This window comes from Streptomyces erythrochromogenes (genome assembly GCF_040684695.1).
GTDB lineage: Bacteria > Actinomycetota > Actinomycetes > Streptomycetales > Streptomycetaceae > Streptomyces > Streptomyces erythrochromogenes_C.
This window is the reverse complement of sequence record NZ_JBFBGM010000022.1, coordinates 92741-106342: the sequence shown is the minus strand read 5'-3', so window position 1 is coordinate 106342 and position 13602 is coordinate 92741. Positions and strand designations below refer to the sequence as shown.

Below are 13602 nucleotides of genomic sequence, written 5' to 3'. Positions count from 1 at the left end.
CGGCCGTTCAGGGGTCGGTAGGGGCGGGCGGGCGGTCGTAGCCGCGCAGGAGGAGGACGGCGGCCGCGGTGGCGAGGGCCGGCAGGGCCGCGAAGCCGGCCAGCACGCCCAGTTCGGCGGTCGCGCTCTGCTGCGCGGCGCGGCCGGTGCCGGAGGAGGCGTAGCCGGAGAGCTGGAGCACGAGCCCGAAGAGGAAGGGGCCGGCGGCGATCCCGAGGCCCTCGCCGGTGGTGAACAGGCCGGACAGGACGCCCGCCCGGCCGCTCCCGTCCCGGCCGGCGCCGCCGCGTATCCCGTCGCGGGCGATGCACTGCGGCAGCATGGCGTACAGGAAGAGCAGCTGGCCGGCGTGGCCGGTGCCGGCGAGGGCCATGACGGCGAGGACGGCGGCGTGGGGCAGCCCGGGGGCGGCGAGGAGGAGCAGGCAGCCGGCGGCGAACAGCGCGGACGCCCAGCCGTAGCCGCGGCGGCCGCGCAGCCGTGACCAGAGCGGGACGGTCAGCAGGTTGGGGGCGACGAACGCGACGACGAGGGGGCCCAGCCCGGCGGAGTCGCGCAGCACGTGGTCGGCGAAGTACGGGGCGCCGGCGAGCAAGACGCCGGTGGCGGCCGACTGGACGACGGCGCACCACAGCAGCGCCCGGAAGGACGGGTCGGCGCGGGCGGCGGCAAACTGATCGCGCAGCCCCAGGGCGTGTGGAGCGGATCCCGCGGGCCGCACCCGTGCCCCGCGGCGCCGGGACTCCCCCGGGCCTCCGGGGGTCGGGGCTCCTCCCGGCGCGCTCCCGGCGCCCGGCGGGCGGCCGGACGGGGCGGAGGCGGAGACGGAGGCGGCACCGGCCGTGCCGGCGAAGACCCAGAGCGCGCCGAGGGCGATGACCACGGCGCCGAACGCCCCGGCCCAGCGGTGGCCGGCGAGACCGCCGCCTCCGGCGTCGATCAGGGCGGGGGCGGCGGCTCCGGTGACGAGGGCGGCCACCCCGATGACCGCGACCCGCCCGCCGACCAGGCGCATGCGGTCCTCGTCGCGGTCGGCGAGTTCGGCGGGCATGGCCACGTACGGCACCTGGAAGAAGGCGAACGCGGTGGCGGTGAGCAGGTATCCGGTCGCCGTGAACCACGCGCCCGCGGTGCCCGGCAGCGGACCCGCGAAGGTCAGCGCGAAGGCCGCGGCCATGGCGAGCCCGCCCAACAGGACGTACGGGCGGCGGGCGCCCCACCGGGTGCGCGTACGGTCGCTGGCCCGGCCGACCAGGGGGTTGAGCAGGGCGTCCCAGGCCTTGGGCAGGAACACGACCGCGCCCGCGAGCGCGGCGCCCACGCCGAGGGTGTCGGTGAGGTACGGGAGCAGCAGCAGGCCGGGGAGGGTGGTGAAGGTCGCGGTGACGAGGGAACCCGAGGCGTAGCCGAACCGCAGCCGGGCCGTCGGACCGGCCGGCCGCCCCGGTGCGGGCGGTGCCGTGCCTGCGGTGCGCACGGTCGCTGGGGTGGCCATCGGGGGCTCCCTTCCGGGATCGGGGAAAGCGGGGAACGCACGGGGGTACGGCGGAAGCGGCGGGTGCCGGGGCCCCGCGCCCGAAGGGTGGGGGTTGCCCCGAAGGGGCGGGGCCCCGGCCGTGTCCGTGAAGTCCCGCCGGTTTCCGGGGAACCCCACGGAAGCTCCCTGGCACCCACCCTCCGGCGTACGGCATGGACCGCGCTAAAGCCCCCTCCCGGTCGACGGGTCCGGCGGGCCGGACGAGTTCCTGCCATGCACTTTGCTGACACCGGCTCCGGCTGGCCGCCCGCTCCGCGGCCGCCCCACCATGGCTGCAGAGAAGGAGAGGGACATGACAGTCGACAACGGCACGACCTCGGCCCCCACCATCCATGGACATGCGACCGCGGGCACCCAGCACCTGATCCACCGTCCGCCCTCGCGGGCGTACTACGCCCTCGACGCACCCAGCCTCGGTGAGGAGAACTTCACCCTCGTCGGCGCGACCCCCGTCACTCACCCGCTCTTCAACGACGGTCCGGGCCGCTTCCACGACCTGCAGATCGCCACCGAGACGGTCCGCGAGATCGGCGAGTTCGTCGGCCACCGCTACTTCGGCGTCCCGGACGACCGGCCCGGCCTGTTCTACCGCTTCGCCCTCGACTTCACCGACCTCTCCGCCTGGCGCACGGACGCGGGCGTCCCCCGTCCCGTGCCGCTGGCCACCCACATCCGGGCCCGTCCGGCCAACGTCGTGGCCGAGGTGCCGCGCGGGCTGGACTTCCACCTCCAGGTGACCATCGACGGCCGCCCGTGCGCGACGGGCGCGGCCGGACTCGTCTTCCTCATGCCGAAGCTGTACCGCAAGCACGTGGAGCACTCCCGGCGGGCCCTGCAGGCCGCGCCGGAGATCGACGACGCTCCGGACGGTCCGCTGCGCCCGGCCGGCTCCGCCGAGGCGGGCCGCTGCGCGCCCGAGAACATCGTGATCAGCGAGCCGACCGACTTCTCGCGCGGCCGGCTGAGCACGTGGCTGCTCCCCACCCCAGTCAGCCCGGTGTTCACCGGCGAGGACGGCCAGTACTCCGGCCTGCACCTGCTGGAGGCGCTGCGCCAGACCTCGCTGGTCGCAGCGGGCCGCACGCACGGCCTGAGCTCCGCGCACAGCACGCTCGGGGCCTGCCGGATCCACTTCCGCGGGCCCGCGGAGCGCGAACTGCCGCTGCGCTGCGCCGCGGTGGCCGGCCCTCTCGGGCGCGACGACGAGGGCCGGCCGACCGTCGCGGTCACGCTCACCCTGACCCAGCGGCGGCGTGCGGTGGCCGAGGCCCGTACGACCGTGGTGCAGGACCACTGAGCACCATGCGCTTCGGGATCCTGGGCCCGCTGGAGGTCACCGGCGCCGCGGCGCCCGCGGACGGACACCGCGAGCCCTCGTACGCTCCGCAGGCCGCCAAGCTGCGGGTCGTCCTCGGCACACTGCTGCTCCGTGCGAACGAGGTCGTGTCGGTGGAGAGCCTCATCGACGAGCTCTGGCCGGACGCGCCGCCGCGCACCGCGACGACCACGCTCCAGGTGTACGTGTCCCACCTGCGCAAGACCCTCCAGAGCGCCGATCCCGAGGGCGGCCGCGAGGCCCTGGTCACCCGCCGCCCGGGATACCTGCTGCGGGTCGGCGCGGACGCCCTCGACGCGCTCGACTTCGAGGACCTGTACCGGCGCGGCCACCAGGCCCTGCAGACCTCGGACTTCGCCGCCGCGGCCGAACTGCACCGGCGGGCGCTGGCGCTGTGGCGCGGGCCGGTGCTGTCGGACACCCCGCACGGGCCGGTGCTGGAGGGCGCGGCCGTGCGGCTGGCCGAGGCGCGCACCGGCGCGCTCGACGAGCGGATCCGGGCCGAGCTGCACCTCGGGCTGCACCGCGAACTGGTCGCCGAGCTCCAGGAGCTGGTCGCCGAGCACCGGATGCACGAGGAGTTCCACACCCACCTGATGGTGGCCCTGTACCGGTGCGGACGGCAGGCCGAGGCCCTGCGGGTGTTCACGACGCTGCGGCAGACCCTGGTCGAGGAGCTCGGGATCGAGCCGGGGCCGTCGTCGAGCCGGCTCCACCGGCGCATCCTGGAAGGCGACCCGGCACTGGCGCGTGCCGGGGGCCGGGCCGCGGGTCCGCCCGCCGGACCGTCCACCGTGCTGGCGGGCCCGGCGGACCCGGCGGCCGTGACCGGCCGGGACCCGGGTCACGACGGGCGGCCCCCGGCCGCCGCGGACACCGGCTTCGGCCCGGTCGCGGGAGCCGGCGGCTGGTCCCCGGCGCTCGGCGCGCTGCCCGCCGCCGACCCCTGCTTCACCGGCCGCACGGAGGAACTGGCCGAGCTGGAGAGGCTGTTGCGCAGCGCTCCGGCGGGCGGCTGCGTCGCCGTGACGGGCATGCCGGGCGCGGGCAAGACCGCGCTGGCCGTCGAGACCGCGCACCGGGTCGCGGACGCCTTCCCCGACGGGCGGCTCTTCCTGGACCTGCGGGCCGGAGCCGGATCCGGCCCGCCACCCTCCGCCGGAGCGGTCCTGGACCGGCTGGCGCGCGCGTCCGGCGGACCCGGCGCCGCCCCCTCGGACGGCGCCGCGGCGGCCCCCCGGCTGCTGCTGGTGCTGGACGGGGTCGGCTCGGAGACCGACGTGCGGCCCCTGCTGCCCGCGCTGCGCGGCGCCGTGGTGCTGCTCGTGGCCCGGCGGGTGCCCGCCGGGCTCCCCGGGCTGCGGTCGGTGCTCCTCGGTCCCTGGCGCCCCGACGAGGCGCAGCGGCTCACCGGGCTGTTCACCGGACGTGCGGGGACCCGCGCGGGGGCGCTCGGCGTCGCGGCGGCGCCGGACGCCGGGCCGGGCCCCGGTCCCGACACGGTGGCCGAGATCGTCGAGCTGTGCGGGCGGCTCCCGCTCGCCGTGCGGACGGCCGCGGCCCAGCTCGCCGCCCGCCCGCACTGGACGGCCGCCGTCCTGGCGGACCGGCTGCGGGACGAGGGCGGGCGCCTGGACGTGCTGCGCACGGGTGACGTGGACGTCCGCTCGCGCCTCCTCGATGCCTACGAGGCGTGTTCCGACCCGCAGCGGCGGGCCTTCCGGCTGCTGTCCCTGCTGCCGCCCGGCCGGTTCGGTGCCCGGCAGGCCGCGGCCGCCCTCGACCTGACCGAGCCGCAGGCCGCCGCGGCCCTGGAGGCGCTGGCCGACGAGCGGCTGGTGGCCGTGGACCGCGACGGCTGCCGCCTCCCGGAACTGCTGCGGCTGCTGGCGGTGGAACGGCTGGCCCTGGAGGAACCGCCCGAGGTGGTGCGGGCGGCGGCGGAGCGCGTGTGCCGGTCCTACGCGGACGCAGCCGCGGAGCCGGGCCGCGTCTCGGACGCGGGCGCGCGCGGGCTCGTACGGCTGGCCCGGACCGCGTACGGGGCGGGGCTGTGGACCCTGACCGTACGGCTGACGGACGCCCTGGCCGGGTGGGTTCCGGACGACGCGGAGGCCGTGTACGCCCTGGCCCTGGACGCGGCTCGGCGCTGCGCGGACCGTTCGGCGCAGGCGCGGATGCTGCGCGCGCTCGGTGAACTCGCCTGGCAGTACCGGCGCGTGGAGCGGGCGGACGAGCTGTTCTCGGGCGCCCTCGAACTGGCCCGGGAGGCCGGTGACGAGGAGGAGGCCGCACGCGCCCTGGTGGGCCTGGCCGAACTGCGGCTGGACGCCGGGGACTCGGCTCGGGCCGCGGCCCTGCTGGAGCCCGCGCTCGCCGCCCTGTCGGCGCCGGGCCGCACCCGGGGACGGTACGAGGCGAGCCGCGCGCGGGCCCTGCTGGCGCTGGCGCTGGAGGGCCGGGAGAGCGCCCGGGCCTGGTTCGGCGAGTGCCTGGAGCTGGCGGGCGCGCTGCGCGACCAGCGGCTGGAGGTGTACGCGCTGCGCTCGCTGCGCGCACTGAGCCTGCCGCCGCGGGGCGGCTCCGGCCCGGGGTCGCGGGCCGTGGAGATCCGCCCCGGCCTCTGGCGCATCGACCCGGCCGCCGTCCCCGCCCGACCCCTGTGAGAGGAGCACCATGAGCGCGATGGGCACCCTGCCGGCATCGCTCGGCCCGGTGACGGAGCTCGTCGGCCGGGAGTCCGAGGCGGCCATGCTGCGCGAGCGGCTGCGGGACCCGCTGGTACGGCTGGTCACGGTCACCGGCCGGGCCGGGGTGGGCAAGAGCCGGCTGGCGCTGGAGGTCGTACGGGAGATCGGCGGGGAGTTCGGCCGGGTGGAGGTCCTCGACGCCGGGGCTCCGGACACGCCTTCCGCGCTGGCCACGCTGGCCGGACCGGAAGGACCGTGTTCTGCGTCCGCGCGGGGCGGGGAGGCCGCCCGGCTCCTGGTCCTGCTCGACGGCTGCGACCACGAGGCGCGCGCGGGCGCCGCCGCGGCCCTGGAGGCCCTCTCCGGTGACCCTCGGACGGTGGTGCTGGCCACGGCCGTGGAACCGCTGGGGGTGTACGGGGAGTTGCTGCTGCCGCTGGCCCCGCTGGCGGTTCCGGGAACCGTGCCGGGTGCGGCCGGCGGCGCGGCCGGGGCCGATCCGCAGGAGCTCCGTGACGTGGCCTCGGTGGCGCTGTTCGTCCGCCGGGCCCGGGCCGTCGACCCGGCCTTCGCCCTCACCCTGGAGAACGCGGCGGCCGTCGCCGAGATCTGCACGCTGCTGGACGGTCTGCCGCTGGCCGTCGAACTCGCCGCGCGCCGACTGCGGCTGATGCCCCCGCACCTGCTGCCGGTACGGCTGCGGGAGCGTACGACCGTCCTGTCCGGCGGGCCGGCGAACGCGCCCGAGCGGCACCGCTCGCTCGCCGCGCTCGCCGAGTGGAGCTGCCGCGGCCTGGACGGCCCGGCCCGCGCCCTGCTGGGCCGGCTCGCGGTGTACGAGCCGGGCTTCGGCCTGGCCGCGGCGGGGCTGTCGGCCGAACCGGCCGTGGACACCCTGATGGACCGCGGCCTGCTCGTCGTGGTGGGCGAGGAGCAGGGGGAGCTGCGGCTGGCCGTCTCCGAGCCCGTACGCTCCCACGCCCGCGAGGCGCTGGCCCGGGCGGGCGGTGAGGACGCCGTCCGGGACGCGCACGCGGAGCGCTACCGGACGCTGGTGGGCTCCGCGCAGGCCGGGCTCGGCGGGACCGGCCAGGACCACCTCCTGCGGGAGCTGGCGGCCGAGGGCGCCAACGTGACCGCGGCCCTGCGCCGGCTGCGCGAGCGGGGCGACGGCGAGGCCGCTGCCGCCCTGGTCCTCGGCTGCCGCCTGCCCTGGCTGGCGCAGGGGCGGCTGCGGGAGGGCCTGGAGTGGTGCGACGCGAGTGACGGTCCGGGCGGGGCGGACGGAGCGGGCGGAGTGGGCGGTGCGGGCGGTGCGGGCGGTGCGGTGCTGCCGGACGCCGTGCGGGCCCGTCTCTGCGACATGTCCGGTGTCTTCGCGCTGGCTCTGGGTGATCCGCAGGAAGCGGTCCGCCGCCACCGCCGCGCCCTCGCCCTGGGCAAGGGCGTGGGCGACCGGCGGCTGAACGCCCTCGTCTCCGCGCACCTCGGCGCGGCCCTGCTGGAGGCGGGCGATCCGCCGGGGGCGCGGGCCGTGCTGGTGACCGCGCTCAGCGCGCTGGAGTCGATGGGCGTCACCGGGGGCGCGGCCGGGGCGGCCGTCTCGCTGGCCGGCGTCCTGCGCGCCGAGGGCGACCGGCGCCGGGCCCAGGAGCTGCTGGACCGGGCGGTGGAGGCGCTGCGGCGGACCCGGGACGGGCGGGGGCTCGCGGGCGCCCTGCGCACGGAGGCCGCGCTCGCCCTCGACGGCGACGAGCCGGCCCGGGCGGACCGGGCACTGCGGGAGAGCCTGCGGCTCTACGGGGAGATCGGCGAGCGCACCGAACTGCCGGGGCTGCTGGAGGAGTTCTCCCTGCTGCTGATGCGCACCGCGCCCGCCCAGCGGCCGCGCACCGTACGGCTGCTGGCGGCGGCCGACACCCTGCGCGCCGGGACGGGCGCCGCCGTCGCGGACGAGTGGCGGTCCGCGGCCGAGCGGGCCCGTACGGATCTGAGCGCCCGCCTGGACTGGACGGACTTCGCGGTGGCCTGGGCCGAGGGCGTACGGATGACCGCGCCGCAGGCGGTGGCGGAGGCGCTGTCGGCGCCCCCGCCCGCACGCCGCCCGACGACCGGGCCGGCCCCCGAGGACCGGTCGCTCACCCCGCGGCAGGTCCAGGTGGCGCTCCTGGTCTCCGAAGGCATGACGAATCGTCAGATAGCGGCCAGGCTGGACATATCCGAGTGGACCGTGGTCAACCACGTGCGGCAGGTCATGCGCCGCCTGGGCTGCTCCTCGCGGGTGCAGGTGGCGGGGGCGGTGGGCAGATGGACCTGACCGGCCCGGCGGCCACCGCCCGTACGGCCGCCCGTACGTCCGGCCGTACGGGTCGGGCCCCCGCGCGGCCGCTGGACCTGGCGCCGCCCGCCGGGGTCGCGGACCGGTTCCGGGCCGCCGGCTGGTGGCGCGGGGAGACCTTCCTGGACGACCTGTACCGTACGGCCGCCCGGGCACCGCAGCGCCCCGCGATCGTCTCCGAGCGCGCCCACCGGCCCGCCGGCGGGCGCCTGGTCACGGTCACCTACGCCCAGCTCGCCGCGTACGTGGACCGGTTCGCCGCCGCCCTGTCGTCCCTCGGTGTCGTGGCGGGCGACCCGGTCGCCTACCAGTTGCCGAACTGGTGGGAGACCACCGCCCTCACCCTGGCCTGCCTGCGGGTCGGCGCGGTCGCGGTGCCGGTCCTGCCGACCGTACGGGCCCGCGGGCTGCACCGGATCCTGGACGGCACCCGGGCGCGGATCTGCGTGGTGCCCGACGTCTGGGAGGGCTTCGCGCACGCCGAGGCCCTGGCGGACCTGGCCGGGCGGCTGCCGTGGCTGCGCCACCGGGTCGTGCTGGGGGACGCGGCGGCGACCGGGGCGGTTGACTTCACCGCGTACTTCCGGCGGACCGCGCACGAGCGCACCGCGGCGGGCCTGCGCGGCGGTCCGCGCGCCGGACGGGCCGACCGGCCCGCCCTGCTGATCAGCGTCACGGGGCTGCGGGACGCCCATACCTCGGTGCTGCACTCCCCCAACACCCTCTACGCGAACGTCTCGGCCCAGAGCGCGCCCGACGGGCCCGGACGGCGGCCGGGCGAGGTCTTCCTCAGCACGCTGCCGCTCACCTCGCTGGCCTCGCTGATCTACACCGTGTGCTGGCCTCTGGCCGTCGGCGGGACCGGGGTGTTCCAGGACGTGTGGGATCCGGGCCGCTGCCTGGAGCTCATGGCGGCGGCCGGGGTGGACCAGGTGTACGCCGAACCGGCCTACCTCGCCGAGCTGGTGGGCGCGCAGCGGCGCCGGCCGCGGGCGGCGCGGCGGTTGCGGCTGGTGCTGTCGGGGGGCCGCACCAGTACTCCGGCGCCGCTCGCCGAGGAGCTGCGGGAGGTCTTCGGGGTACCGGTGCTCTCCGTGTGGGGGGCGCCCGAGCTGGGCATGGGCGCGCTCTCCGGAAACGGCGGCGGTGACGGGGTACGGCCGCTGGACGGGCTGGAGGTGTCGGCCGCGCACGAGGGCTCGGCGCTGGAGGTGCGCGGGCCGTCGGTCTGCCTGGCCACCTGGCGGCACGGCGCCCCGGCGCCGGTGGCGACCTGGGAGCACGGGGACGGCTGGCTGGACACGGGCGACCTGGCGGCGGCCGGCCGGGACGGCGGGATCCGGGTCCTGGCCCGGTCGGGCACGCGGACCGGCGCCATCTTCATGGTGCCGGTCTCCGAGGTGGAGGAGCGGCTGCTGGCCCACCCCCGGGTACGGGAGGCGGCGGTGGTGGCCTACACCGACCCCGAGCACGGTGAGCTGCCGTGCGCCGTCGTGGTCCCGGCCGCCGAGGACGGGCCGCCGGGACCGGCCGAGCTGCGCGAGCACCTCGTCTCGCTGGGCGTCGCGGAGGCCTTCCTGCCCACCCGGCTGGAGATCGTCGGGGCGCTGCCGCGCGACGACCGCGGGCGGCTGCGCCGCGAGGCCCTGCGCAGCTGGCTGGCCCGCCTGCGCCCGGGCGCCCCCCGCCCGGCCCCGTCCTGACCACGCCCCCGACCGCCCCGGCCCGGACCGGGTACCGGCCGAGGGGCCGGGAGGCGGGCGGGCAGGGACGACGGGCGGGATTCGTCCCGGACGACGGGACAGGGTCAGCCGGCGATCTCGCGGGCGAGGGCGCCGAGTTCGTCGCGCCACTGCGGTGCGATCCGGGCGCCGGCCACGGCCCGGTCGGCCCGGACCACGAGCGCCGCTATCGTCTCCTCGGCCCGGTCCCGTGCCCCGGCGTCGAAGAACACGTCGCGCAGGAACTGCGCGTCTCCGTCGAAGCCCGGGCCCCCGCCGAGGAAGCCGCGGATCCGCCAGGCAGCGTGCAGGGCCCGCGCGTACTCCTCGTAGGCCTCGTGGAGGTCCTCGCGCCCCGCGAGCGCGGCGCCGATCAGCAGCGCGTGGCGCAGTCCGTACCAGCCCGCGCCGCAGCCGGTCGCGCAGCCGTCGAGGCACTGGCCGGGCCAGGCGTCGTCGAGGTACTCGGTGGCCGCGGCGGCCTCCATGTGCGAGCCGATCGCCCGCTCGACGCGCAGGTCGTCCCACAACAGGCGCGCCTCGGGCGGCAGTCCGGCGGCGAGCCGGTCCCCGTAGGCGAGGGTGAGGTCCCCCGCGAGCACGGCGGTGCCCTCGCCGAACCGGCGCGGCTCGCCGCGCCAGCCGTTGCGCTCGTGTTCGGCGGCGTGGCTGATGTGCAGGGTCGGGATGCCGCGGCGCATCGGGGCGTTGTCGCGCACGTCGGCGCGGATCACCCAGCACGTGTCGAGGAGTTCGAGGGCGGCGGCCGCCGCGAGGGCTTCCCCGGCGTCGGGGTCGCCGCCGGCGGCGAGGTACCCGGTGAGGCAGATGGCGGGGCGGGCCCGTTCGCCGCCGGCCTGGATGAGCTCGGCCACCCCCATCACCAGGACGGCGCTGCGCGGATCGGCGGTGCGCCGGGCTCGGTGCTCCTGCGCGAGGAGCTTCGCGAGCTCCTCCTCGACCCGGTCGAGCATGGCGTCGCGGACCTCGCCGGGCGACGCGGTGCGCCACGGCTGGTCGTGTGTTGTGGTCATGGTGCCCTCCCTGCGGGCTACGGCTCATGACCGACTTTCCCGGACGGGGCGCGCGGAAGCCACCCGTTCGGCGTTCGGAGGCGGAAACGGACGGTGTGTCGGGTCCGTCCGCGCCAGATGTCTGTCACGGGCGGGCCGTTCGGGCGGGGCTTGCCATGACCTTGCCATGGGGGCCGCTGCTCCGGCCCGGACGGCGAGACCCGCCGGCCCGGCCCGGACGCGTCCTCAGGCGCGCCCTCCGACACCCGCGGGGTCGAGGTCGACCGGCAGCGCCCGCCGGCCGGGGATGTTCAGCTTGCGGTAGACCCGGGTGAGGTGCTGTTCCACCGTGCTGACGGTGATGTAGAGCTTCTTGGCGATCTCCCGGTTGGTGTGGCCGTGCACCGCGAGCAGGGCCACGCGCCGCTCCGACTCGCTGAGGCTCGCCACCAGTCCGGCGTCGGGGGTCCCGGTCCCGCCCGCCCGGCCGGCGTCGTCCTCCTCCGTGTGGCCGGGCAGGATCCGCTCGCGCAGGGCGTCGGCCCCGCAGGTCTTCGCGAGGTGCCAGGCCTTGCGGTGGACCATGGCCGCCCGCGCCGGTTCCCCGGCCTCGCGCAGCGCCTGCCCGAAGTCCGCCATGGCGCGGGCCAGTTCGTACCGGTCCCCCGAACGCCGCAGGTCGTCGACGGCCCTGGCCAGCATCGCCTGGCGTTCACCGGGCCCGCGCAGCGACGCCCGCAGCCGCAGGGAAGTGCCGCGCACCCAGGGGTCGGCGGCGTCCCGCGTGGTGAGCTGGTCCGCGAGGAAGCGCTCGGCCCGGTCCGCCTCGCCGAGCCGGAGCAGGGCCTCGGCCGCGTCCGCGCGCCAGGGCAGGACCCGGGGCCGGTCCAGGCCCCAGAGCTTCGTGTACCGGCCGATGTCCAGGAAGTCGCCCAGGGCGGCGTGGAAGCGGCTCGTCGCCAGGGCGTGGTGGCCCCTGGCGCGCAGGTACGCCAGTGCGTGCACGCCTCCCGGGTGCTCCGCGGGGGCGGGCCGGGCCAGGACGGCCGCCGCTTCCTCCAGCCGGCCCATCGCGGTGTACGCCCGGGCCAGGGTGCCCGCCACCGCGCCGAGGAGCCCGCCGGCGCCGCCCGCGGGCGCCTGCCGGAGGGCTCCCCCGGCGGTTTCCGCCGCGCCGGTCAGGTCGCCCAGGCGCAGCCGGGCCTCGGCGGCGAGTCCCGCGAAGACGGCCAGCCAGCCGGTGGCTCCGCGCCGGGCCGCTTGGCGGGCGAACTCCTCGCACCAGGGCAGGGCCCGGGCCGCGCCGTCCAGGTGGAGCAGGGTGCGCAGGGCCTGGGCCACCGGTTCCACGGTGCCCTCGGCGAGGGTGGCGCCGCGCAGGAACAGCTCGGCCGAGCGGGCTGCCGCGCCCTCCTCCGCCTCTGCGGGCAGCGCCCACAGGGCCGCCGGGTGGACGGTGGTCCCGGCGGACCGGACGGCCCGGTGCGGGCCGGGCTCCGCGGGGGTGCGCCGGCGGCCCGGGGCCCACCGGGGGAACGCCGACAGGCCGTCCAGCGGGTCGCCCGCGGGGCCGGCGCCGCGCCGCGCGCCGTCGGCCGCCAGGCGTTCCAGTACGTCGGCGGACTCCTCGACACGGCCCTGCGCGGCCAGCGCCCGGGCCAGGGGGGCGAGGGCGCGCGGGCCGAGCCGGCCGGCGGCCGCGTCCGCCAGGGGGGCCGCGAGGCGGTGTTCGGCGGCGGCCGGATCGGTGCGGCCCAGGACGACACCGAGCCGGATGTCCACCTCGGCGCGGGTGGTGGCGTCCGGGCAGGCCTCGTGGGCGAGCCGCAGGAGTGCCGCGGCCCGGTCGGTGTCCCCCTGTGCCGCGTGCAGGTCCGCTGCGGAGCGCAGGACGGGCAGGGACCACTCCGGCCGGGTGTCGTGCGCGGCGAGGAGCTGTGCGGCGACCTCGGTGTCGGGTGCGTCCGCCGTGCGCGCCAGCCGGGCGGCCCGCGCGTGCAGGGCCGACCGGTCGGCGGGGTCCATGGCTTCCAGCACGGCGGCCCGGGCGGCGGGGTGGCGCAGCCCGTGACGCCCTGCGGGGGCGAGCAGTCCGGCGTCCGCCAGGGCCGTCAGGGCGCGGGCCGCGGTGGGCTCGGTGGTGCCGCTCAGCCGGGCGAGGTGCTCGGGGGCGGCCAGTGCGTCCAGTACGGCGATCGCGCCCGCCAGTTCGGGGGTGACGGGGCCGCAGCGGTGCAGGCAGGCGAGGACGGCCTGGGCGTAGGCGTCGCCGGGCCGGCCCTGCGGGTCCTGGAGCAGGGCGCGCAGCAGCAGCGGGTTGCCTCCGCAGGCCTCGTGGAGCCGGGCGGCCTCCGCCTCGGTGCGGTCGGGCAGCAGGGACCGGACGGCGTCGGGGGTGAGCGGCCCCAGGCGCAGGCGGACGAAGTGGGGCAGTCGGAGCAGTTCGGTGCGCAGCAGCGGGTCGTGGTGTTCGTGCGGGGACGCCGCCAGGACGAGCAGGACGGGGGCGCGGCGGGTCGCGTGCGCCAGGTGGAGCAGGAGGCGGCCGGAGGGCCCGTCGACGTGGTGCAGGTCGTCCACGCAGATCACCACGGGTGCGGTGGCGCTCAGTTCGCGGACGGCGACGGCCAGGTCGCGCAGGGCCAGGGGGTCCTCGCCCTCGTCCGGCGACGACGGCACGGGCAGCGCGCCGGGCGGGGCGTCGGCGGCCAGCCGGCGCAGGACGTCCAGGGCGCGGCCGCGTCCGGCGGGGCTGCCAGCGGCCCGCAGCACGAGGGCGCCGCGGTTCTCGGCGCGCGCGGCGACCGTTTCGAGGAATTCGCTCTTTCCGCAGCCGACGGCCCCTTCCACGAGAAGAAGTCCGGCATTTCCTTCGGCGCAGCCGTCGAGCAGCGCTTCCCATAAGGACAGTTCCTCGGCACGGCGAAACGGCAGCATGTAAATCCCCCAGGACCCCGTCCCGAATAT

At 78.0% G+C, this 13602-nt stretch carries 7 protein-coding genes; 4 read left to right on the top strand and 3 right to left on the bottom strand.

Annotated features, from left to right (window positions below):
* Positions 1–7: 7 nt before the first annotated feature.
* A complete protein-coding gene (locus AB0O53_RS27840) occupies positions 8–1495 on the bottom strand; it encodes an MFS transporter (RefSeq protein ID WP_350992538.1) in 1488 nt (495 codons plus the stop codon).
* Positions 1496–1829: 334 nt separating this feature from the next.
* On the opposite strand from AB0O53_RS27840, the gene AB0O53_RS27835 reads away from it, so the two are divergent.
* Genes AB0O53_RS27835 through AB0O53_RS27820 form a run of 4 tightly spaced genes read left to right on the top strand, consistent with a single transcriptional unit; the run spans position 1830 to position 9604 of the window.
* On the top strand, positions 1830–2834 hold the full coding sequence (locus tag AB0O53_RS27835) for an AfsA-related hotdog domain-containing protein (RefSeq protein WP_350992540.1): 1005 nt from the start codon (positions 1830–1832) through the stop codon (positions 2832–2834).
* 5 nt (positions 2835–2839) lie between these two features.
* Complete coding sequence (locus AB0O53_RS27830; protein ID WP_365199130.1) at positions 2840–5539, top strand: AfsR/SARP family transcriptional regulator; 2700 nt, start codon at positions 2840–2842, stop codon at positions 5537–5539.
* A gap of 10 nt (positions 5540–5549) precedes the next feature.
* Positions 5550–7880, top strand: a complete 2331-nt coding sequence (locus tag AB0O53_RS27825) for an ATP-binding protein (protein WP_365199127.1) — start codon at positions 5550–5552, stop codon at positions 7878–7880.
* Complete coding sequence (locus AB0O53_RS27820; protein ID WP_365199124.1) at positions 7871–9604, top strand: AMP-binding protein; 1734 nt, start codon at positions 7871–7873, stop codon at positions 9602–9604. The genes AB0O53_RS27825 and AB0O53_RS27820 overlap by 10 nt, the downstream gene beginning before the upstream one ends.
* A 104-nt stretch (positions 9605–9708) precedes the next feature.
* On the opposite strand, the gene AB0O53_RS27815 is transcribed toward AB0O53_RS27820, so the two are convergent.
* Together AB0O53_RS27815 and AB0O53_RS27810 are read right to left on the bottom strand one after the other, a co-directional pair.
* Complete coding sequence (locus tag AB0O53_RS27815; RefSeq protein WP_365199121.1) at positions 9709–10656, bottom strand: polyprenyl synthetase family protein; 948 nt, start codon at positions 10654–10656, stop codon at positions 9709–9711.
* 225 nt (positions 10657–10881) lie between these two features.
* Entirely contained in the window at positions 10882–13572 is a 2691-nt protein-coding gene (locus AB0O53_RS27810) for a helix-turn-helix transcriptional regulator (protein ID WP_365199118.1), read from the bottom strand.
* Positions 13573–13602 lie beyond the last annotated feature (30 nt).

What these genes read in the sequence shown, in the direction of transcription:
- AB0O53_RS27840 (WP_350992538.1), bottom strand. Translation starts at nt 1,495, where the DNA reads ATGGCCACCCCAGCGACCGTGCGCACCGCAGGCACGGCACCGCCCGCA.
- AB0O53_RS27835 (WP_350992540.1), top strand. Translation starts at nt 1,830, where the DNA reads ATGACAGTCGACAACGGCACGACCTCGGCCCCCACCATCCATGGACAT.
- AB0O53_RS27830 (WP_365199130.1), top strand. Translation starts at nt 2,840, where the DNA reads ATGCGCTTCGGGATCCTGGGCCCGCTGGAGGTCACCGGCGCCGCGGCG.
- AB0O53_RS27825 (WP_365199127.1), top strand. Translation starts at nt 5,550, where the DNA reads ATGAGCGCGATGGGCACCCTGCCGGCATCGCTCGGCCCGGTGACGGAG.
- AB0O53_RS27820 (WP_365199124.1), top strand. Translation starts at nt 7,871, where the DNA reads ATGGACCTGACCGGCCCGGCGGCCACCGCCCGTACGGCCGCCCGTACG.
- AB0O53_RS27815 (WP_365199121.1), bottom strand. Translation starts at nt 10,656, where the DNA reads ATGACCACAACACACGACCAGCCGTGGCGCACCGCGTCGCCCGGCGAG.
- AB0O53_RS27810 (WP_365199118.1), bottom strand. Translation starts at nt 13,572, where the DNA reads ATGCTGCCGTTTCGCCGTGCCGAGGAACTGTCCTTATGGGAAGCGCTG.